The sequence below is a fragment of the Micromonospora sp. RHAY321 genome (assembly GCF_023896955.1).
Taxonomy (GTDB): Bacteria; Actinomycetota; Actinomycetes; order Mycobacteriales; family Micromonosporaceae; genus Micromonospora.
Window position 1 is genome coordinate 177,878 of sequence record NZ_JAMHIW010000004.1, and the last position, 18,918, is coordinate 196,795.

Consider the following 18,918-nt stretch of genomic DNA (forward strand, 5'->3'; position numbering starts at 1 on the left):
CTCAGCTCTCCTCTCCGAGCCGGAGCACCTCACCGAGGCGCAGCCGGCGGTTGTTCAGGGCCTCGACGGCGACCGCGAAGCCGAGGGCGACCGCCCCGAGCGCGAGCACGGCGGCGACCAGGCCGGGCTCGAAGGCCACCCGGACCGGCATGCCGCTGGTGAACGCGGACAGGCCGAGCACCGGGTTGAGCAGCAGCGGCAGCACCGCCCCGACCAGCGCCCCGGTCAGCACCGACACCCCGACCAGCGGGGTCAGCTCGACCAGCAGCAGGCCCCGCCACTGCCGGCGGGACAGGCCGAGGGTGCGCAGCCGGGACAGCACCTGACCTCGGGCCCGCGCGCCGGCCAGCACGGTGAACGCGATGGCCAGCAACCCGAGCACGGTGCCGCCGACGGCGCCGGCCACGAACCCGAAGGCCAGCACCCCGTTCGCGCCGCCGTCACCCAGCTCCCGTCGGACGTCCGCCCGGGTAACGACCGTCACCCCGAGCGGTCGTTCCCGGCCGGTCACCGCACCGGTGCTCTGGTAGCGCGACTGCCCCTGGTCACCGGCCTGGCGCAGCACCTCGGCGTCCAACCGGTCGCCGGCGAGCAGCAGGCTGGTCGGTACGGGCGTGGTGTTCCGCGCGGGCAGCGCCTGCCAGGGCAGGATGACGAACCGGCTGGTGTTCGCCGGCAGCAGGGGGAAACTCTCCGCGGTGTCGGCCACCCGGAACTCGTACCGCTGGCCCTGCACCGAGACGAAGGCGGAGCCGTCCCGCCCGACCCGGGCCAGGTCGGCGGCGACCGCCGGGGAGACGACCGCGGGCAGCGGCCCCGGTTCGGCCCTGGCGGTCCGCAGCGCGGACGGCACCGGAAGGTCCGCACCGGACTCCCGCGCAACCGTGACCAGGCCCGGGGCGTCGACCAGCAGCACGGCCGCCTGACCGACCCGCGCGTCGGTGCCGACCTCGTCGGCGGCCAGCCGATCGGCCGGCTCGTTCAGCACCCGCGTGGCGGCCCGGACCCCGGGCAGGCGACCCAACTCGTCGACGGTGTCCGGGGCGAACCGTTCGCCCCGGATCAGCGCGTCGGCCGGAACCGCCTGCTCGGCGGCCCGGTCCCGGCTCGCGTCGACACCGGCGGCGACCACCGCGCAGAACGCCGCCGTGCCGATCGCCAGCACCACCACGACCAGCGGGGCGGCGACGGCGGACCGCCCGGCCCGCGCGGTGCCGAGGAAGGTCACGCTGCCCCGGGTGCGCGCGGCCAGCCGGCTGACCAGCAGCAACGGCCAGGGGTACGCCCGCAGCGCGAGCACCGCAGCGCCGACCGCGAACAGCACGGGCACCGAGACCAGCAGCGGGTCCACCTCGCCGAGGGTGAGGCCGCGCCGGCGCAGCAGCACCGTGGCGAGCCCGGCCAGCAGCAGCAGGAAGACCTCGACGGTGAGCCGGCGGGCCGACGGGCGTACCCGGACCAGGTCACTGCGGGCGGCCCCGCCGGCCGGTACGGCCAGCGTGGCCAGCGGCAGCGCCAGGGTGACCAGCACGGTCGCCGCGACGGCGTACGGCACGGTCGGGTCGGGGGCGCCGGGGACCAGGGTTCCCAGCCACCAGCCCAGGACGGCGGCTATCGGTACCACCAGCAGCGATTCGGCGAGGCTGCGCCGGGCGCCGGCGGTGGCCGCGCCGCCGCGGGCGCGCAGCAGCGCGAACTCCGCGCGGCGCCGCCGGGCGGCGAGGATGGCCGCGAGCACGATGAGCCCGGCCAGGGTGGCCAGCACGCCGGCCGAGATCACCGCCAGCAGGGTACGGGCGGCGTTCACCTGGGCGGCGAACGCGCGCAGTGGAACGTCGACGCCCTGGGTCAGCGTGAGGGCGGGACTGGTGCCGCGCTGCAACTGCTGGAGGCCGTCGATCAGCTCGTCCAGTTGGCGCGCGTCGATGCGGTCGACGCCCAGCCGGTAACGCCAGTCGGAACGCACCGGCCAACCCGCCGCGGCCCGCTTGTCGATGGTCACCCCGGCGACCACACCCACGGCGATGAACGGTTCCCCGTCGCCGAGCGGTTCGGTGATCCGCAGCAGCGGTGGCAGCCCGTCCCAGATGCCGTCCGCACGGTCGGCGGGGCGGAACAGCCCGACCACCACCAGCGGGGACGCGTCGGTGAAACCGGTCTGGGTGACCTTGCCGATCTGCAGTTGGCTGCCGGTCCGCAGGTTGAGCTTGCGGGCCACGTCGGCGTCGAGCGCCACCTCGGTCGGCCGGTCGGGGACGTACGTCTCGCTCGGCCACGTCCCCTCGACGAGGGTCCCGGCCTCCCTGACGCCGGGCATGGCGCGCAGGCCCAGGTCGACCAGCAGGTTGCGCGCCTTCAGGTCGGGGCCGATCACCCGGGCCGGCGTGGCGTCGACGCTGTACCACCGCTCGGCCACCGCCGAGCGCACCTGCGGCGGCATCTGCTCGGCCACGGCCTCGAACTGCCCTCGGGCGCCGCCCATGACCGATGTCGTGGACGTGGTCACGATTCCGGAGGTGTACGAGAGGTCCCGGCGGGCAGCCGGCTCGCTGTTCAGCTGTGCCCGCAGGCCCTGCTCGGCGAGCCGGTTGACCAGCCGGGGCACACCGCTGACCAGCAGCGTGACCACCAGTGTCAGCACCGCCAGGAGCAGGAACTGCCCGCCGTACGCCCGGACCCGCCGGACGGCCGCACCGATGCTCATCGGGTACTCCCCCGTCGTGCCCGGTCACCGGGTCGCACGTCGCGCCCGCTCATCGTTCTCCCCCGATCCGCATCTGCACCGCCGCCACCCGCTGCCGGATGCCGGTGGCGATGAACGCGCTGAAGGCGAGCGCCGCCAGCAGCAGGCCGACCGCGGTCACGCCGATCGGCAACCAGGGCAACTCGAACGTCGCCGTGGGCACCGGCCGGCCGGCGGCCGGGGTGAGGATGACCAGCGGGGCCATGGTGGCCCCCACCGCGGCGCCGAGCAGCAGCCCCACCCCCACGCCGATGCCGGCCAGGAAGGTCTGTTCGGCGAGCAGCGCCCGGGCCAGCAGCCGGGGCGTGGCGCCGAGGGTGTGCAGCACCGCGAACTCACCCAGCCGGTGCCGGGCGGTGGCCCACACGTCGACCATGAGGCCGACCAGGGCGAGCAGCACCGCACCGAGCGCGGCGGCGAGCATCCCGGTACGCGCCCCGCGCCAGTACGGGTCCTCGGCGGCCGACTCGATCACCGCTTCGCGGTCGAGCACGGTGACGCCGGTCAGCTCGCTGGCCGCCCGGGCGGCGCTCGCCGCGTCGTCGGTGCCGACCCACCACTCCGGCACCGATCGGATCGTGCCGCCGCCCCGGACCAGCGCGTCGACCGCGGCGGGCAGGTCCAGCAGCACGCCCTCGCCGGCGGTGGTCGGCACGGACGTCAACTCTCCGACCAGCGAGACCGGCACCGACGCTCCCGAGAGCGCCAGCGTGGCGGTGTCGCCGATGTTCAGGCTCAGCGCATCGCGTACCCCTGGCGTCATCAGCACCGGGACCGCCGCGATCTGCCCGCCGGGCACGATGGCGAACCGGGTCTGCGGCTGGAAGGCGAACTGACCGCCCGGAATCAACTCCACCGGCAGTTGGGCGGCGACCCCGTCGGCGCTCGACTCCGCCCGCTGGGATGGCTGGCCGCCCCGCCTCATAACCCAGTCGCCGGTCAGCTCTGTCGGACGGGCTGTACCGTCCGCGCCGACCAGGGCCAGCCGATCGACCTCGAGCCGGTACGAGGTGCCAGCGGCCGGTCCACCGTCGGCCTCGAACCCGGCCAGCCGCAGCCGCGCCCCACCCACGTCCGGCAGCGTCACGGTGAACGGCATGGTCCGGCCGTCGCTGGGTGCGTCGACCGCCGGCAGCCGGAAGGCGAGCCCGTCGGCGCTGGTGACCAGCAGCGCCACCCGGACCCGGTGCGGCCGGACGGCACCGGACACCGGGGTGCGGACCGTGCCGGTGATCGCGCGACTGTCGGCGGGTATCTCGAGTCCGCCGGGGGCGCCCCGGGCCCCCACCATCCGCCGATACTGCTCCGACGCCGGTTCGTCGCTCAGCCGCTCGGCGAGCCGGACGACGCCGGCCGCGCTGGCGGCGTCCAGGCCGATCACCGTGATCGGCAGGTCCTCGCGTCCCACCCGCACCTCGTCGCGCCACGCCGGCAACGCCCGGTCCACCCCGGGTAGCGCGGCGATCTGACCGGCCCGGGTCGGCGGGGCGGAGCCGGCGCGCTCGGTCACCCGCAGGTCGGCACCCACCGTGTGGCCGGCCTGCTCGACCTGGGATCGCTCCCCCGTGCTGATCAGGGACCAGGCCAGGGTGCTCCCGCCGACGGCGAGGGCGAGCAGCAGCACCAGCCCCGCGTGCGGACGCCGGCCGGCCTGCCACATGCCGAACATCGTGGCCGTCCAGGGGCGCCGGTCGACGAACCGCTCGGCGAACCGGGTGAGCGGCGGGAGCACCCGCAGCGCCAGCACGGCGCCGGCCAGCACGCCGAGCGTCGGGGCGGCGATCAGCAGCGGGTCGATCCCGAGCCGGCCGTCCGAGCCGGCGAGCGGGGAGGCGTACCGGCGCAGCTGCACCCAGGCGAGCACGGCCAGCGCCACGAGTACCAGGTCGACGCTGGCCCGCTGGACGCTCGCGGCCCGGTTCGGCCGGGAGCGGGCGGCCATGTCGGCGACGTACGTGCCGGAGCTGCGCAGCGTCGGGGCCACCATGGCCACCAGGCAGCCGGCCGCGGTGGCGGCGGCAGCCGCCCAGACCAGCGTGGTGTTGCCGCCGGCGGTGGAGAGCTCCCCCGATCCACCCGGCCGAACGAACCGCAGCGCCTCCAGGGCGATCACCGGTCCGAGCAGGGCGGCCGGCGCGACGACCAGGGTCGCCTCGCGGGCGGCGAGGCCGGCCAACTGGCGGCGGGCGGCGCCTCGGGCGCGGAGCAGCGCGGTCTGCGGGCGGCGGTCCTCGTGCAGCAGGGCGGCGACCAGCACCAGCGCGTACCCGCCGAGCACCAGGATGAGCAGCAGCGGGGTGGCCAGCGCGGAGCGGCCCACCAGGTCGGCGCGGGCGATCCGGTCCAGCAGCCGGTCGATCTTGGTTGCCGTCTGCCCCGACGTGCCCAGTTCGGCGGCCTCCGGCACCGCCGAGACGGCCGCCGTCATGGCCGCCCGCACGGCGGGCAGACCCGAGGCGTCGACGCCCGCGAGGTCCGGCTCGGCCAGCCACGACGCCGACACCGCGCCCGGGAACGTGGCCGTGAAGTCGGCCGGGTCCAGCACGAACGGCCCGTACGAGGTGGCCGAGCCCACGCTGCCCGTGCCCACCCCGGGGGCCAGCAGCCAGTACGCCTCGTCGGGGTCGCGGGGGCGCCAGGTGCCGGCGAGCACCACCTGGCTTGCCTTCTCGACGGACCGGTCGCGCAGCGGGACCCGGTCGCCGGCGGTCAGGCCCAGCAGGGCAGCGACCCGTTCCGGCAGGCTCACCTGGATCGGGCTCGCGCCGGGGCGGGGCCACGCCCCGCTGGTCAGCTCGGCGTGCGCGGCAAGGTCATCGAGGGTCGCCAGGTTCGCGAAGATCGGCTCATCGCTGGTGCGCGGCACCGACCCGAGGTCGCCGGTCAACTCCCGGCCGGTGCCGTACCGGGCAGCGGCGACGGTCACCGGGACCCCGGCGAGCCCGTCGGCGAACTCCGCCCGGACCGCCCTGTCCCGGGTGGCGAACTCGGCGGCGTCGCGCCCGCCGGAGCCGCTGACCAGCAGGCCGCGTTCCTCGGCCGGCGAGGCCGCCACCAGCGCCCGCTGCCCGGCGTCCACCGCGCGGCGGTTGTAGTCGGACAGGCCGGTGACCAACGCGACGGCGACCAGGGCGGCGAGCACCGCGGCCACCAGCAGGCCCCGCGCCTCGCGGGCCCGCCTCCACACCAACTTCATCCGACGCCTCCCCTGGCCCGGGCGGGCCGACGACCTTCAAAACAGGTCACCCACCGGGAAAGGTTCGCGCCCGTTACATGATCGTTATTACGGGGAGAGCCGGCTTGGCCCCCGTCGCGACCCTGATCAGGCGGTGGCGAACTGCCGCTGGTGGTCGCGGACGAACTCGGCGATGCTCCGCGGCGACCGGCCGGTGACGCTGGCGACGTGGTCGTTGCTGAAGTCGCCCCACCCGGAGCCGTAGGCGATGCGGTATTCGGTGAGAACCTCCGCGGTCCATTCGTCGAGCCCTGCCTGGAGCAGGCCGTCGAGGGTCTGCTCGGGACTCTGCGGTACGTACCGCACGGGGCGTCCGAGCGTACGGGTGAGTTCCTCCGCCGCCTGGTGCAGCGAGATGCTCTCCGGACCGGTCGGGGTGTAGATCATGCCCTCGTGCCGTTGGGGTGCGGCGAGGATCTCGGCCGCGACCGCGGCGATGTCTCGTACGTCGACGACACCGACCCGGCCCTCGCCGAAGATCCCGTAGAGCTGGTCCCCGGCCAGAGTCCCGAGCATGTTCTGCATGAAATTGCTCGGTCGCAGGATCGTCCAGGCGATGCCCGAGTGCTGCAGTTCGGCGTCGGAGAGCGCGTGCAGCCGGCCGTTGCGGGTGGGAGCGTCGTGCGCGGCGCCGATCGCGGAGAGCCGGACGACGTGCCGAACGCCGGCGTGGCGTGCCGCCCACAACGCGTTCATGCTCTGGCTCGGCGCGAGCGGGCCCATCGCGGTCAGCAGCCACAGCGTGGTCACTCCGTCGAAGGCTGGCGCCAGAGTGGAGGGACGGTCCAGGTCACCGACGACGTAGTCGACGCCGTCGACGTCAGGTACGCGCGACCTGTCCCGAACGAGGGCCCGCACCGGCTGCTTGCCGGCGAGTTCCCGCAGCACCTCTCCGGACACCGTTCCGGTCGCTCCGGTTATCAGGATGGTCATGGCTTTCCTCCCGTTACGCGGGCCGTGATCCGGCCGCGGCTGATCCGCCACAGGTCTGCGGTGGGGCACCGGTGCCGCTCCGGGGTAGACCGGTGAACCGACGGGTGGCTCGTCCGTCGGCGCACCGGTCGGGCCTACTGTCGTGCAGGTCCGGAGCGGTGGTGTCGCCGACGACGATATAGTCCAACTAATGGACTGTCCAATGATTGGACTAATCATGAGACGCAGCACACGCAAGGAGCAGGACCCGGACCTCGGGATCCTGGCCGTCCAGCTCTCCGCACGGGTCCAGCGGGAGATCTTCACCCGGGCGGCCGAGCACGGTTTCGCCGACGTCAGACCCCGCCACGGTGCGGTACTGGCGTATCTGGACACCGAGGGCACCCGCCCCGGGGAACTGGCCCGGCTCGCCGGGAGGAACAAGCAGACGATGGGCGCGATCCTCGACGAGCTGGAGCGCCTGGGCTACGTCCGGCGCGCACCGGACCCGGCCGACCGCCGCGCGAAGCTGATCATCCCGACGGAGCGGGGCCTCGAGTTCATGGAGGTCTCCGACGGCCTGGTCGACCTGATCGAGCAGAACCTTTCAGACATGCTCGGCGCGGACCTCTACCGGGAGTTCAAGACCGCGCTGAGCCGTGGCGTGGCCAGCCTGCCCGCGACCGGCCACGACACCGAGGGCTGAGACCGCGACGCCGGTGCACCGCTACCTGCCGCGTCGGAGGGCCCGCACGCCGAACACGATGGCACCGACGACGAACAGCACGCCCAGGAGCTGGAGGCCCGGCGAGTCGTCGCCCTCTCCGTACACGATGCCGGCGACACCGAGCGCGACGGCGAGGACGGCGGCGATCACGATGAGGTACTTCACGGGGTTTCCTCCTCGACCCACTCGAGCAGATCGCCGGGCTGGCAGTCGAGCACCCGGCACATCGCTTCCAACGTGCTGAAGCGGACAGCTTTGGCACGGCCGTTCTTGAGCACGGCCACGTTCGCCGGCGTGAGCCCGACGCGCTCGGCGAACTCACCGACGCTCATCTTGCGTTTGGCCAACTCGACGTCGATGCGGACGACGATGGGCATCAGATCACCGCTTCCATGTCGGTGCGCAGCGTGGTGGCCTGCCGCAGCAGTGCCCGCATCACCACCATCAGGAGCCCCAGCACGGTGACACCCGTCAACATCAGGAACAGCAGGAGCGGCAGCCCCGGGTCACCCGCGTTGAAACCGACGTAGAGGAAGACGCCCACGAGCACCACCCAGGCCGCGCCGATGGCCCAGACGATCGCATCCACCCACTTCAGCGACACCTCGGTGAAGATGCGGTCGGCCTTGACCAGGCCGAGCAGCTTCCAGGTGGCCACGATCACCACCTGGACACACAGCAGCCAGAACACCGTCACGACGGTCGCCGGCCACCGCAGATAGGCAAAGTCCGGAGACTCCTCGGCCATGTGGGCGAACTGCCCGGGCAGCGAGAAGGTCTGAAACAGGACCAGGATCCCGAACAGCAACACGAGGAAGACCTTGAGAGCGGGGACCGCTCGATGCTCTGTCACCATGCATCGAGTTTCGCTCGCTACCTATCGAAAGTCAATAGGCAGCGGTTGGGTCGACGAGGATCCCGCGGGATCAATTCTCGCGCGGATCTGTCGTACACGTGTTCTATTCTGCGTTCGTGATCGATGAGTTGGCGCGGGCGGAGAGCGCAGTGGCGGCATGCGCCGGTGCCGCCATCTGGGCCATCTCGGAGCACGACCTCATCGCGACGATCGACGCCATGCACCGGCTTCAGCAGCGGTTGGCGTCGGTGCAGTTGGCCACGGTGCAGGAGTTGGACGGTCGCGGCACAGCAATGGCGCAGGGCGCGTCCTCGACGGCGGTGTGGCTGCGCGACCGGCTGCGGCTCACCGTCTCCGCCGCCCGCCGGCTGGTCGACCTCGCCGCGTCGATCGACGCGGCTCCGCCCGGCGTGCGTGACGCCCTGGCCAGCGGCGCGGTCAGTGTGGAGCAGGTGCGGGTCATCGCCGACGCGGTCGCCACCGTTCGGCGTCGGCCGGTGTGGAGGTCGCCGACAAGGCCGTCGGTGTGCTGGTCGAGTGGGCCGAGCAGTTCGACCCCTCCCTGCTGCGCAGAATGGCCACCCGGATCCTCGATCACGTCGCCCCCGACGCCGCCGAGGAGGCCGCCCGGGTGGCACTGGAGGCCGAGGCCTGCCGCACAGCCCGGGACCGACACGTGACCCTCTCTGAGCAGCCCGGAGGTCGGCTGCGGCTCGCCGGCACCCTCGACGCGGAAGCCGCCGCACTGCTGCGCGCCGTCCTCGATCCGCTCACCGCGCCCTCGGGGCCTGGCGACAGCCGCACGCCCGGGCAGCGCCGCCACGACGCCCTCGCCGATGTGTGCCGGCTCGCTCTGCGCACCGGTGAGCTGCCGGAGCACGGGGGCGATCCCGCCCAGATCGTCGTCACCACGAGCTACGACCAGCTGACACGGCATCTGGATGATGGCTCTCTCGACATCGGCTTGCGGCTCACCCCCGACACGGTGCGCCGGCTCGCCTGCGACGCCGCCATCCTGCCCGCCGTGCTCGGCGGCGCCGGTCAGGTTCTCGACGTGGGCCGGCAACGCCGCCTCATCACCGGTCCGCTCCGTCGTGCCCTTGTGCTGCGCGACCGTGGTTGCGCCTTCCCCGGTTGTGACCGACCACCGCGCTGGTGCGCCGCCCACCACATCCGCCACTGGGCGGACGGCGGTCCTACCAGCCTCGACAACGCCGTCCTGCTCTGCGGGCACCACCACCGACACGTCCACCAGACCGACTGGGCCGTCCAACTCGGCGACGACGGCCACCCGGAGTTCGTCCCGCCCGCCTGGCTCGACCCCGACCGGCTACCCCGCCGCAACCACTACCACCGGCGAACGTGAGACGCGACCGCCCAGCCACCGGGGATCCTCGATGCGGCAGGACGCCGAGGATCCATTGGTCCCCAGCGCCCCACCCCAAAAGCCGCTTCGAACGGCTACTCGCAGCCGAGGGCTCCTCGGTAACCAGCGGGCGCCTTACCGGCGGCCACCTCATCGGCGGTCTCCCAGAACACCTCCGGCCAGTCGCCCTCGTCGTTCATGTCGTGCAGCACCTTCCAGGTGTGGCTGCTGCGCAGCGCGTCGCTGGCCCGCTTGAGCGCGGCGTTGTCGCCGGCCTGCTTCGCGCGCAGCCATTCGGCGATCCACCCGCAGCCCACCCGGCTCGTCACCCTCGCGCCGAACTGGTAGGCGTCGTTGGTGCCGAGGGTGCCCAGCGCGGCCCTGTCGAAGCCCGGCGGCAGCGGTACGTCGGCGAGCACCTTGGCCGCCTGTTCGTCCACCCGGCCGGGCGTGACGATCTCCGCCGGAAGCGCCGCCAGCCAGGTACGCGCGTCGACGCGGACGACGTCGGCGAGGACCCCGTCGAACTCGCCACGCGTCCAGGTGCCGCCGGTCCGCAGTTCGACGAAGGAACCGTCGCGGGGCCGGAGCATGACCGCGAAGTCGCTCGCGCTGTACCGGAACAGCTCGGCCGGCCAGCCGTCGACCTGCACCGGCTCCGGCTTGCTGACGTGGAGTCGGTCCTTGTGGTAGCCGTCGTACTGACCGGCCGGGTACCAGTTCATCTCCAGTTGCCGTCCACCGTTGGTGAACGCGATGGTGCCCTCCTTCTCGGCGAACCCGTAGACGGTGGTCGCCTTCCAGCCCGCCTGGTCGATCAGCAGGCGCGGGCTCTCCTCGGCGGCCTTGAGGACCATGGCCGAGTAGGAGATCGGCTGGGTCGCCGTGGAGGTGGCACCGGTCGCCGGAGACGCCTCGTCCCCTCCGGACTGATCGGCCTTCGTGATCGAGACGGCGAAGACGACGGCGAGTACGGCGGCCGCGACCCCCGCACTGGCGAGGCCACTCATCATCGTTCGGCGCGCCCGGAGGCGCTTGCCCGGCGGTTCGGCGACGGGTTCCAGGATCGGCGCGGACATGATCTCCTCCAGGAGGTTCTCCTCGGCCCCGTCGAGGTGCGCGACGACATCGCTTCGGTACGGGTCGGCGTCTCGGACCAGTCGGTCGAGGTGCTCGTCGGTCATCTGCCCTCCTCCGGGGCTCGTGCTGCCATGACGTCGAGTACATGTCCGGGTGGGCCGAGGTCGTCACCGACGAGGTTTCGCAGCCGGGCCCGGGCACGGGACAGCCGCGTACGGACCACGGCGGGGCTGACCCGAAGGACGGTGGCGACCTCGCGCGGCTCCAGGCCCTCCCAGAAGGTCAGCATCAGCACCTCCCGGTCCAGCTCGCCGAGCCGGGCCAGCGCGGCGCGCACCGTGAGCCGTTCGGGTACGTCGCTGCCCGGGTCGACGGCGACGGCGATCCGCAGCCGTTGCTTCAACCGTTCACCCAGCCGTCCCCGGCGCGCCCCGCCGCGGTGGTGGTTGGCCAGCACCCGCCGGGCCACGCCGTGCAGCCACAGACGCACCTCGGGCTCGGGCGGCATCTCACGGGTGCGCCGCCAGGCGACGAGGAACGTCTCGGCGACCACGTCGGCCGCGTCCTCGGGCTGGTCGACGCGCCGCATCGCGTACGCCAGCAGCGGCTCGAAGTTGTCCGCGTAGATGCGTCGGAAGCGGTCCTCGTGCTCGGTCCCGGAGCTCACGTCTACTCCATGTCCGGATCGGCGCCCGTCGTGACGGGGCCGATCCAGAAATCGAGACGGTCGCCGGGCCGGGGCGGATCGCGAGCGTCAGGCGGTGTCCTCGCCGGGTGTGCGCTTGGCGCGGCTGGGCTGGACCCGCTTGGGCTCGCCGGGCATCTTGGGGTGGTCCGGCGGGTACGGCAGGTCGCCCTGGCCGGCGGCGGCGTCCCGCTCGGCCCACTCCAGCAGTGGGGTGATGTCCCACGGGGTCTCGTCGATGCCGGCGTGCGCGTCGCCCCGCTCGGCGAGCCGGGCCGGGACGGTACGCAGGTCGAAGTCGTCCGGGTCGACGTCGGGCAGCTCGTCCCAGGTGACCGGGGTGGAGACGGTGGCCCGCGCGTTGGCCCGAAGGGAGTACGCGCAGGCGATCGTGCGATCTCGGGCCATCTGGTTGTAGTCGACGAAGACCCGGCTGCCGCGCTCCTCCTTCCACCATGCGGTGGTGACGAGGTCGGGGTGGCGGCGCTCGACCTCCCGGGCCAGCGCGATGGTGGCCCGGCGCACCTCGGTGAACGTCCAGCGCGGCTGGATCCGCAGGTAGACGTGCACGCCACGGCCGCCGGAGGTCTTCGGCCAGCCGGTGGCTCCCAGCTCGTCGAGGACCGCGCGGACGTTCCCGGCGGCCCGCGCCGCGTCGGCGAAGTCGGTGCCGGGCTGCGGGTCCAGGTCGATGCGCAGCTCGTCGGGGCGGTCCACGTCGGCGGCGCGCACCGGCCACGGGTGGAACACGATGGTGCCCATCTGCGCCGCCCAGGCCACGTGTGCCAGGTCGGCGGGGCACAGCTCGGCCGCGCTCCGGCCGCTCGGAAAGGTGATCTCGGCCGTGGAGACCCAGGGCGGCACCCCTCGGGTGGGCACCCGCTTCTGGAAGAACATCTCGCCCTCGACGCCCTCGGGGAAGCGTTGCAGCGTGGTGGGCCGGTCCCGCAGGGCGCGCATGATGCCGTCGCCGACCGCGAGGTAGTAGTGGAAGACGTCCGCCTTGGTGAAGCCCCTCTCGGGGAAGATCACCCGGTCGGGACTGCTCAGTCGTACGGTGTGCCCGGCCACCTCGACCTCGGCGACCGCTGCCTTGGTGCCACCCATCCCGCGACCTTATGCCACGCCCCCGACGTTGGACGTACCGTTGGGGCGTGAGTCTTGACGACAACGAGCTGCCCCAGACCGAGGACGAGTGGCGGGTCCGGTTGACCCCCGAGGAATTCCACGTGCTGCGGGAGGCCGGCACCGAACGCCCGTGGACCGGTGAGTACGTGGACACCAAGACGTCCGGCGTCTACCACTGCCGCGCCTGCGGGCTGGAACTCTTCTCCAGCGACACGAAGTTCGACTCGCACTGCGGGTGGCCCAGCTTCGACGACGCCATCCCCGGCCGGGTCAAGGAGATCGAGGACCGCAGCCTCGGCATGGCCCGTACGGAGATCCGCTGTGCCCGCTGCAACAGCCACCTCGGGCACGTCTTCCACGGCGAGGGCTTCACCCCGAAGGACACCCGGCACTGCGTCAACTCGGTGTCGATCCGGCTGGAACCCCGCTGAGCTGAGCGGCCACCGCCCGGTGGCGGGCGCGCCGACGGCGTACCCCGATCACCGCCGCGCGGGCGGCTGGCCGGTCAGCAGCCCGACCTCGGCGGTCCGGGACTGCTCGATCCGCCGGGCCAGGTCGCGTACCCGCTCGCTGCCACCGACCTCAACCTGCGCCCGGGCCAGGTCGGCCGCCGCCCGCTGATGGTCGGCGAGCACCTCGCGCAGCACCCGGTCGACGTCGGCGTCGGACGCGGCCCGCAGTCGGTCGAGCGCGGCGTCGTCGCCGTGCCCGGCGTGGTGGTGCACGGCCGCGCTGGCTCCCGGACCCGCCGTGGGCAGCCAGCCACGCATGGCGGACAACTCGTCGGCCTCGGTCGCCTCGATGGCGGCGGACAGGGTGCGCAACGTGTCGTCGCGCACCCTGTCCCGAGCCAGCCGCACGATCTGCAGAGTGCGCTCGCTGTGGCCGACCATGGTGCTCAGGAACACCACGTCGATGCCGCTCATCGCGTCCCCGGCCGCCGCCGACCCGGCCGGGGATCCGACCGCCGGTTGCGGCGCGGCCGACGGGCCTGCCGCCGGCGGGCCGGCACAGGCGGCGTTGAGCAGTAGCGCGGCGAGCAGGGGCGCCAGCAGGGTTCGGCGTGTCATGCCGGGTGCTCCGATCAGCGAGGGATGGCGGCACGGGTGCGACCGGGGCCGCACCCGCGCGGTCAGACCTGACTCCAGAGCGCCGGCACGTTCGGCGGCTCCCACCCGGGGATCGCGGTGTGGGCCTGCCGGCAGCGGTACGTCGCGCCGCCGTAGGTGGCCTGGTCACCGACCTGGTACGCCCGGCCGGCCGTCCAGGTGCCACCCGGCGCGGGCGGAGTGGTCGGCGTGGCCGTGGGGGTGGGCCGCGGCGTGGGGGTGGGGGTCGGGGTTGGCGTGGGCGCAGGCCCGCCGCCGCCGCCGATCTGGACGTCGATGCAGGAGTAGAAGGCGTTCGCGGTGTCGGAGATGTTCCAGACCGCGAGGATCTTCTGCCGGCCCGAGAAGCCGCCGAGGTTGACGTTGTGCGAGACGGTGGCGCCCGGCTGCTGGCCGTTGCCGTTGACCGAGGCGACCCGGGTGTTGCCGATCCAGTACTCCCAGTTGCTGGTCGCGTGCCGGGCGGTGTTCACCCACGTGAAGGTCAGCGAGCTGCCGACCGACGTGGCCGGCCAGCCCCGGCTGTCGTCGTTGAGGACGGCGAACTGGGCGATCCCGGCGTTGCAGCTCCGCAGGCCCTTGGGTCCCTCGACGCTCTGCGGCTCGTACTTGATCTGCCCGCAGTCGGGCACCCGGCCCTGCGCGCAGAGCGCCTGCCGGCTCGGTGGGGCGGACACGTAGCCGTGCGCCTGGGCGGGCGCGGCGACGGTGAGGGTGGCGGCGACGGCGCCCGCCGCCACCAGCGGGACGGTGATTCTTCGACGCATGGGGGCAGCTCCTTCTTCAGGTCCGGTGGTGCCCCCAAGGTAATTTAAACTTTGTTAACAGTAAAGACCCCCATCAATAAATCCATCGATGGTGACGAGTTTTCTGTCAGAGCCGGATCAGAGCCGGAGCAGGCTCCCCCGCTCGTCGACCTGGTCGGCCGATTCGTCGTCCAGCCAGACCCCGCCGCTGGCGAGGTAGCGGAAGCGGTACTCGCCCGGCCCGAGCCTCACGGTCACCGTCCGGGTGCCGTCGCGGCGGGTGACCAGCTCGTGCCGGCCGGGCTCCCAACCGTTGAAGCAGCCCACCACGCTCACCGGGCCGGGCGGGGCGTCCCGGGGCAGACAGAAGGTGACCCGGGTCTGGTTGCCGAAGAGTCTGTTGCGCTTGATCATGGCGATCCTCCGGGGGTTGCGGCCGTTCATCCGGCCTAACGGACGACACGCGGGAGCCGACACGCCGTACCGCCCGGCCGGCTCGCGCCATTTCGCCCGCCACCGCCCCGCAGTGCGGGAACCTGATAGCACATGTCCTGATACGGGGGGTTTTCCGTGGCAACCTGCGAGGTCTGCGGCAACGACTACTGGATGGCGTTCGAGGTGCGTACGGTCAGCGGCGACGTGCACACCTTCGACTCGTTCGAGTGCGCGATCCACCGGATGGCACCGATCTGCGAACACTGCCAGATCAAGATCGTCGGGCACGGCGTCGAGGTCAACGGCCGGTTCTTCTGCTGCGGGCACTGCGCCCGCTCCGTCGAGGGCGCCGAGGGCGCCGAGATCCGGGACGCCGTCGGGGCACGCCCCGTCTGACCCGGCCCTCTGCGGTACGGTCGTCCCCATGCGGCCGTTCCTGGGCGTCCTGCCCCCGCCGCGCTCCTGAACGGAGCGCCGCGCCTCCCGCCGACCGGTGACTGACCGGCTCGGCCACCTCGCCGTACGCGCTCCGTCGACGTCGTCCCCGTCAACGGCTCACCCTTCGGAGCGCATCCGTGTCCACCTCCCGTACCGTGCCGCCGGCCGCTGCCGCGCCGGCCGTCGCCCAGGCCCGTACCGGCCTGATCCAGATCACCGTCACCGGAGTGCTGTGGGGCACCACCGGCGTGGCGGTGCAACTGCTGCGCGAGAGCACCGGGCTCAGCCCGGTGAGCATCGGCTTCCACCGCCTCGCGATCGCCGCCCTCGTCCTGCTGGCGTGCACCGCCAGCCGGCTCGGCGCCATCCGGGCCGCCCTGCGCTCGGCGCCGCTTCCCCTGCTGCTCACCGGGATCGGCCTCGGCCTGTACCAGGCGCTCTACTTCGCCGCCGTGGCACTGGCCGGGGTCGGCGTGGCCACCGTGGTCAGCCTGGGCCTGGCCCCGGTGCTCGCCGCCACCTGGGAGTCGGTGCGCGCCCGCCGGCTCCCCGGCCCGCTGCGGCTCGCCACACTGGTCGCCGCCGTCGCCGGCCTCGCCCTGATCACCGGGGCCACGGCCGAGCCCACCGGTACGGCGCCCGCGCCGCTGCTCGGGCTGCTCGCGGCAGCCGGGTCGGGCCTCGGCTACGCGGTGACCACCCTGATCAGCCGGCAGGTCTCGCAGCGCGTCACACCGATGACGCTGACCACCATCTCCACCGTGGTCGGTGCGCTGACGCTGGCACCGTTCGCGCTGGTCGCCGGAGTCGCCGTACCGGTGCGCGTCGACACCGTGGCGCTGCTGCTGCACCTCGGCGTGGTCACCACGGCACTGGCGTACGCGCTGTTCTACGCCGGGCTGCGCACCACCTCGGGCAGCGTCGCCGCCGTGGTGACCCTGCTCGAACCGCTGACCGCGGCGGCGCTGGCCGTGGCGCTTCTGCACGAGCCGCTGCCACTGCCGGTGATCGTCGGTGGCGCGCTGCTGCTCACCGCCGTGGCCGCCACCTACCTCGCCCCCTCCCGGCCCGACTGACCGTGACCGTGACCGGCCGGGCGGGACGCACGGAGACCCGCCCGGTCGCACGGCCTACCATCGGTGCGTGCCCCAGCAGACCACCGAGGTCCGTACCGCCTCGTTCGCCGACCTGAACGCCCGCACCTTCCACGACCTGCTCAAGCTGCGCATCGACGTGTTCGTGGTGGAGCAGAACTGCCCGTACCCGGAACTCGACGGGCGGGACGTGGAACCGGGCACCCGCCACCTCTGGCTGTCCGACGGCGGCGCGCCGCTGGCGTACCTGCGGATCCTGGCCGACCCGGACGGCACCGCCCGGATCGGCCGGGTGGTGGTCGCCCCGGCGGCGCGCGGCGGTGGACACGCCGGCCGGCTGATGACCGCCGCGCTGGAGGTGGTGGGCAACCGGCCGTGCGTGCTGGAGGCCCAGTCGCACCTGGTCGGCCTCTACACCCGGCACGGCTTCTCGGTCAGCGGCCCCGAGTACGTCGAGGACGGCATCCCGCACACCCCCATGCGGCGGGAACCCATTGACGCCTGACGATCCGCCTGGCATCGTGCCGGGTAGCGCCGTCGTGGGAGCCTGCGAGTAGGCACGGGAGCGGGCATCTCCCGGCAGTCCGGGTGTCGTCGTCCGACCTCACCCCCCGGGGGCACCATGTCCACTCTCGTAAGATCACCACGCGTGCTCTGGTCGCTCGCCATCGCGGCGACCGCCGCGCTCCTGCTGACCACCGCGCTGACCAGCGCACTCGTCCGCCCCGCCTCGGCGCACGGCTCGGTCGTCGACCCGGCCTCGCGCAACTACGGCTGCTGGCAACGCTGGGGCAGCGACTTCCAGAATCCCCGGATGGCGACCGAGGACCCGATGTGCTGGCAGGCCTGGCAGGCCGACCCCAACGCCATGTGGAACTGGAACGGCCTGTTCCGCGAGGGCGTGGCCGGCAACCATCAGGGCGCCATCCCCGACGGCCAACTGTGCAGCGGCGGGCGTACGCAGAGCGGCCGCTACAACGCCCTGGACACTGTCGGGGCCTGGAAGACCAGCCCGGTGTCGAGCAACTTCCGGGTCCGCTTCTTCGACCAGGCCAGCCACGGCGCCGACTACATCCGGGTGTACGTGACCCGGCAGGGCTTCAACCCGCTGACCGAGCAGCTCGGCTGGGACGATCTGGTGTTGTCCGGCCAGATCGGCAACACCCCGGCGTCGCAGTGGAAGCAGGAGACCGGTGGCGTCTCCATCGAGATCCCGGTCAACGCGTCGGGCCGCACCGGCCGGCACATCGTCTACACCATCTGGCAGGCCAGCCACCTGGACCAGTCGTACTACCTGTGCAGTGACGTCGACTTCTCCGGTGGGTCCGGCACGCCGCCGCCGACGACGCCCCCGCCGACCACCCCGCCGCCCACGACTCCCCCGCCCACCACGCCGCCTCCGACCACCCCGCCACCGGCCGGGGCCTGCACGGCGACGTACGCGGTCACCGGCCAGTGGGCCGGCGGCTTCCAGGCCGAGGTCCGGGTGACCGCCGGCGGCTCGCCCACCCGAGGCTGGTCGGTGAGCTGGAACTACGGCAACGGCCAGCAGGTCAGCTCCGCGTGGAACGCCACCGTCAGCACCAACGGCACACTGGTCACCGCACGCAACGTCGCTCACAACGGCGCCCTGGCGGCCGGAGCGAGCACCACGTTCGGTTTCCTCGGCTCGTGGAACGGCAGCAACCCCGTCCCATCGCTCTCCTGCACGACCAGTTGACCCTGTCCGGCGCCGCACCCGGGCCAGGGTGCGGCGCCGGCCGGCGGGAAATCCGGTGGTGCGGGACGTCGGCCCCCGGCACGATCCCCGCATGATCGAGACACGGGTGCTCACCCCTGACGAATGGCCGACCTGGCGCGAGCTGCGGTTGGCCGCCCTCACCGAGGCGCCGGACGCGTTCGGCGCCCGGCTGGCCGACTGGCAGGGTGACGGCGACCGTGAGGAGCGCTGGCGCAACCGGCTGAGCATCCCCGGCTCCCACAACCTCGTGACCGTCCTGGACGGACGGCCGGTCGGGATGGCCAGCGGCGTACCCACACCAGACCCGCTCGTCATGGAGCTGATCTCGATGTGGGTGCGCCCCGAGGCGCGCGGCCACGGTGTCGGGCACCGCCTGGTGGACGCGGTGGCCCAGTGGGCGAAGGAGTCGGGAGCGCACCAGGTTCGCCTGAACGTCGCTCCCCACAACACGGCGGCGACCACGCTCTACCGACGTAGCGGCTTCATTCCGACCAACGAACTCGGCGACCTGCTGCCCAGCGGGGCCGGACACGCACAGGTGATGACCCGCCAGCTCTGACCCACCCCGTTCCGCGATCTTGCACTTCCTGCCGCACCATCACGGCTTTCGCCCCTTTTGTCGG

At 73.0% G+C, this 18,918-nt stretch carries 19 protein-coding genes and 1 pseudogene; 8 read left to right on the plus strand and 12 right to left on the minus strand.

Annotated elements, in window-relative coordinates; translation table 11 throughout:
• Position 1 precedes the first annotated feature (1 nt).
• The 3 genes from M8C17_RS11955 to M8C17_RS11965 form a co-directional block, all read right to left on the minus strand.
• Positions 2 to 2,704, minus strand: a complete 2,703-nt coding sequence (locus tag M8C17_RS11955) for an FtsX-like permease family protein (protein WP_252416502.1) — start codon at positions 2,702 to 2,704, stop codon at positions 2 to 4.
• Between the two features lie 49 nt (positions 2,705 to 2,753).
• Complete coding sequence (locus tag M8C17_RS11960; protein WP_252416503.1) at positions 2,754 to 5,939, minus strand: ABC transporter permease; 3,186 nt, start codon at positions 5,937 to 5,939, stop codon at positions 2,754 to 2,756.
• Between the two features lie 126 nt (positions 5,940 to 6,065).
• Positions 6,066 to 6,911 (minus strand): SDR family oxidoreductase, encoded by an 846-nt coding sequence (locus tag M8C17_RS11965; protein WP_252416504.1) that lies wholly within the window; start codon positions 6,909 to 6,911, stop codon positions 6,066 to 6,068.
• 217 nt (positions 6,912 to 7,128) lie between these two features.
• Here M8C17_RS11965 and M8C17_RS11970 point away from each other — a divergent pair, with 217 nt between their 5' ends.
• Positions 7,129 to 7,596: a MarR family winged helix-turn-helix transcriptional regulator gene (locus M8C17_RS11970; RefSeq protein ID WP_252416505.1), complete on the plus strand. Its 468-nt coding sequence runs from the start codon at positions 7,129 to 7,131 to the stop codon at positions 7,594 to 7,596.
• Positions 7,597 to 7,617: 21 nt separating this feature from the next.
• Here M8C17_RS11970 and M8C17_RS11975 read toward each other — a convergent pair whose 3' ends face one another.
• From M8C17_RS11975 to M8C17_RS11985, 3 genes are read right to left on the minus strand one after another with little or no spacing between them, the layout of a single operon-like run.
• Complete coding sequence (locus tag M8C17_RS11975; RefSeq protein WP_252416506.1) at positions 7,618 to 7,782, minus strand: hypothetical protein; 165 nt, start codon at positions 7,780 to 7,782, stop codon at positions 7,618 to 7,620.
• A complete protein-coding gene (locus M8C17_RS11980) occupies positions 7,779 to 7,994 on the minus strand; it encodes a helix-turn-helix transcriptional regulator (protein ID WP_030336216.1) in 216 nt (71 codons plus the stop codon). Before M8C17_RS11980 ends, M8C17_RS11975 begins: the two co-directional genes overlap by 4 nt.
• The gene (locus M8C17_RS11985) at positions 7,994 to 8,473 is read right to left on the minus strand and encodes a DUF2975 domain-containing protein (protein ID WP_252416507.1); all 480 of its coding nucleotides are present in this window, start codon (positions 8,471 to 8,473) and stop codon (positions 7,994 to 7,996) included. Before M8C17_RS11985 ends, M8C17_RS11980 begins: the two co-directional genes overlap by 1 nt.
• 116 nt (positions 8,474 to 8,589) lie before the next feature.
• Between M8C17_RS11985 and M8C17_RS11990 the strand changes: the two are divergent.
• Positions 8,590 to 9,839 (plus strand): annotated as a pseudogene (locus M8C17_RS11990) (DUF222 domain-containing protein).
• 95 nt (positions 9,840 to 9,934) lie between these two features.
• Here M8C17_RS11990 and M8C17_RS11995 read toward each other — a convergent pair.
• The 3 genes from M8C17_RS11995 to ligD all read right to left on the minus strand — a co-directional run bounded on the left by M8C17_RS11995 (position 9,935) and on the right by ligD (position 12,711).
• Positions 9,935 to 11,023: a hypothetical protein gene (locus M8C17_RS11995; protein ID WP_252416508.1), complete on the minus strand. Its 1,089-nt coding sequence runs from the start codon at positions 11,021 to 11,023 to the stop codon at positions 9,935 to 9,937.
• Entirely contained in the window at positions 11,020 to 11,586 is a 567-nt protein-coding gene (locus M8C17_RS12000; protein WP_252416509.1) for an RNA polymerase sigma factor, read from the minus strand. Before M8C17_RS12000 ends, M8C17_RS11995 begins: the two co-directional genes overlap by 4 nt.
• An 87-nt stretch (positions 11,587 to 11,673) precedes the next feature.
• Positions 11,674 to 12,711 carry a non-homologous end-joining DNA ligase gene (ligD, locus tag M8C17_RS12005; protein WP_252416510.1) on the minus strand — a complete coding sequence of 346 codons (1,038 nt, stop codon included), beginning with the start codon at positions 12,709 to 12,711 and terminating at the stop codon, positions 11,674 to 11,676.
• Between the two features lie 47 nt (positions 12,712 to 12,758).
• Here ligD and msrB point away from each other — a divergent pair, with 47 nt between their 5' ends.
• Positions 12,759 to 13,163, plus strand: a complete 405-nt coding sequence (gene msrB / locus M8C17_RS12010; protein WP_252416511.1) for a peptide-methionine (R)-S-oxide reductase MsrB — start codon at positions 12,759 to 12,761, stop codon at positions 13,161 to 13,163.
• Between the two features lie 48 nt (positions 13,164 to 13,211).
• Here msrB and M8C17_RS12015 read toward each other — a convergent pair whose 3' ends face one another.
• The 3 genes from M8C17_RS12015 to M8C17_RS12025 all read right to left on the minus strand — a co-directional run bounded on the left by M8C17_RS12015 (position 13,212) and on the right by M8C17_RS12025 (position 15,001).
• Positions 13,212 to 13,802, minus strand: a complete 591-nt coding sequence (locus tag M8C17_RS12015) for a DUF305 domain-containing protein (protein ID WP_252416512.1) — start codon at positions 13,800 to 13,802, stop codon at positions 13,212 to 13,214.
• A 62-nt stretch (positions 13,803 to 13,864) separates the two neighbouring features.
• Positions 13,865 to 14,608, minus strand: coding sequence for a lytic polysaccharide monooxygenase (locus tag M8C17_RS12020; protein WP_252416513.1), 744 nt, complete (start codon positions 14,606 to 14,608; stop codon positions 13,865 to 13,867).
• Positions 14,609 to 14,725: 117 nt separating this feature from the next.
• Complete coding sequence (locus M8C17_RS12025; protein ID WP_252416514.1) at positions 14,726 to 15,001, minus strand: isoamylase early set domain-containing protein; 276 nt, start codon at positions 14,999 to 15,001, stop codon at positions 14,726 to 14,728.
• A gap of 156 nt (positions 15,002 to 15,157) precedes the next feature.
• Between M8C17_RS12025 and M8C17_RS12030 the strand changes: the two genes are divergently transcribed.
• The 5 genes from M8C17_RS12030 (at position 15,158) to M8C17_RS12050 (ending at position 18,854) form a co-directional block, all read left to right on the plus strand.
• On the plus strand, positions 15,158 to 15,418 hold the full coding sequence (locus M8C17_RS12030; protein WP_252416515.1) for a Prokaryotic metallothionein: 261 nt from the start codon (positions 15,158 to 15,160) through the stop codon (positions 15,416 to 15,418).
• 179 nt (positions 15,419 to 15,597) lie between these two features.
• Positions 15,598 to 16,536, plus strand: coding sequence for a DMT family transporter (locus tag M8C17_RS12035; protein ID WP_252416516.1), 939 nt, complete (start codon positions 15,598 to 15,600; stop codon positions 16,534 to 16,536).
• A 67-nt stretch (positions 16,537 to 16,603) separates the two neighbouring features.
• Positions 16,604 to 17,059 (plus strand): GNAT family N-acetyltransferase, encoded by a 456-nt coding sequence (locus tag M8C17_RS12040; RefSeq protein WP_252416517.1) that lies wholly within the window; start codon positions 16,604 to 16,606, stop codon positions 17,057 to 17,059.
• A 117-nt stretch (positions 17,060 to 17,176) separates the two neighbouring features.
• On the plus strand, positions 17,177 to 18,274 hold the full coding sequence (locus M8C17_RS12045) for a lytic polysaccharide monooxygenase (RefSeq protein ID WP_252416518.1): 1,098 nt from the start codon (positions 17,177 to 17,179) through the stop codon (positions 18,272 to 18,274).
• A gap of 91 nt (positions 18,275 to 18,365) precedes the next feature.
• Entirely contained in the window at positions 18,366 to 18,854 is a 489-nt protein-coding gene (locus tag M8C17_RS12050) for a GNAT family N-acetyltransferase (RefSeq protein ID WP_252416519.1), read from the plus strand.
• Positions 18,855 to 18,918 lie beyond the last annotated feature (64 nt).

What these genes read in the sequence shown, in the direction of transcription:
- M8C17_RS11970 (WP_252416505.1), top strand. Translation starts at nt 7,129, where the DNA reads ATGAGACGCAGCACACGCAAGGAGCAGGACCCGGACCTCGGGATCCTG.
- M8C17_RS11985 (WP_252416507.1), bottom strand. Translation starts at nt 8,473, where the DNA reads ATGGTGACAGAGCATCGAGCGGTCCCCGCTCTCAAGGTCTTCCTCGTG.
- M8C17_RS12025 (WP_252416514.1), bottom strand. Translation starts at nt 15,001, where the DNA reads ATGATCAAGCGCAACAGACTCTTCGGCAACCAGACCCGGGTCACCTTC.
- M8C17_RS11955 (WP_252416502.1), bottom strand. Translation starts at nt 2,704, where the DNA reads ATGAGCATCGGTGCGGCCGTCCGGCGGGTCCGGGCGTACGGCGGGCAG.
- M8C17_RS12045 (WP_252416518.1), top strand. Translation starts at nt 17,177, where the DNA reads ATGTCCACTCTCGTAAGATCACCACGCGTGCTCTGGTCGCTCGCCATC.
- M8C17_RS11960 (WP_252416503.1), bottom strand. Translation starts at nt 5,939, where the DNA reads ATGAAGTTGGTGTGGAGGCGGGCCCGCGAGGCGCGGGGCCTGCTGGTG.
- M8C17_RS11965 (WP_252416504.1), bottom strand. Translation starts at nt 6,911, where the DNA reads ATGACCATCCTGATAACCGGAGCGACCGGAACGGTGTCCGGAGAGGTG.
- M8C17_RS12020 (WP_252416513.1), bottom strand. Translation starts at nt 14,608, where the DNA reads ATGCGTCGAAGAATCACCGTCCCGCTGGTGGCGGCGGGCGCCGTCGCC.
- ligD (WP_252416510.1), bottom strand. Translation starts at nt 12,711, where the DNA reads ATGGGTGGCACCAAGGCAGCGGTCGCCGAGGTCGAGGTGGCCGGGCAC.
- M8C17_RS11980 (WP_030336216.1), bottom strand. Translation starts at nt 7,994, where the DNA reads ATGCCCATCGTCGTCCGCATCGACGTCGAGTTGGCCAAACGCAAGATG.
- M8C17_RS11995 (WP_252416508.1), bottom strand. Translation starts at nt 11,023, where the DNA reads ATGACCGACGAGCACCTCGACCGACTGGTCCGAGACGCCGACCCGTAC.
- M8C17_RS12015 (WP_252416512.1), bottom strand. Translation starts at nt 13,802, where the DNA reads ATGACACGCCGAACCCTGCTGGCGCCCCTGCTCGCCGCGCTACTGCTC.
- M8C17_RS12050 (WP_252416519.1), top strand. Translation starts at nt 18,366, where the DNA reads ATGATCGAGACACGGGTGCTCACCCCTGACGAATGGCCGACCTGGCGC.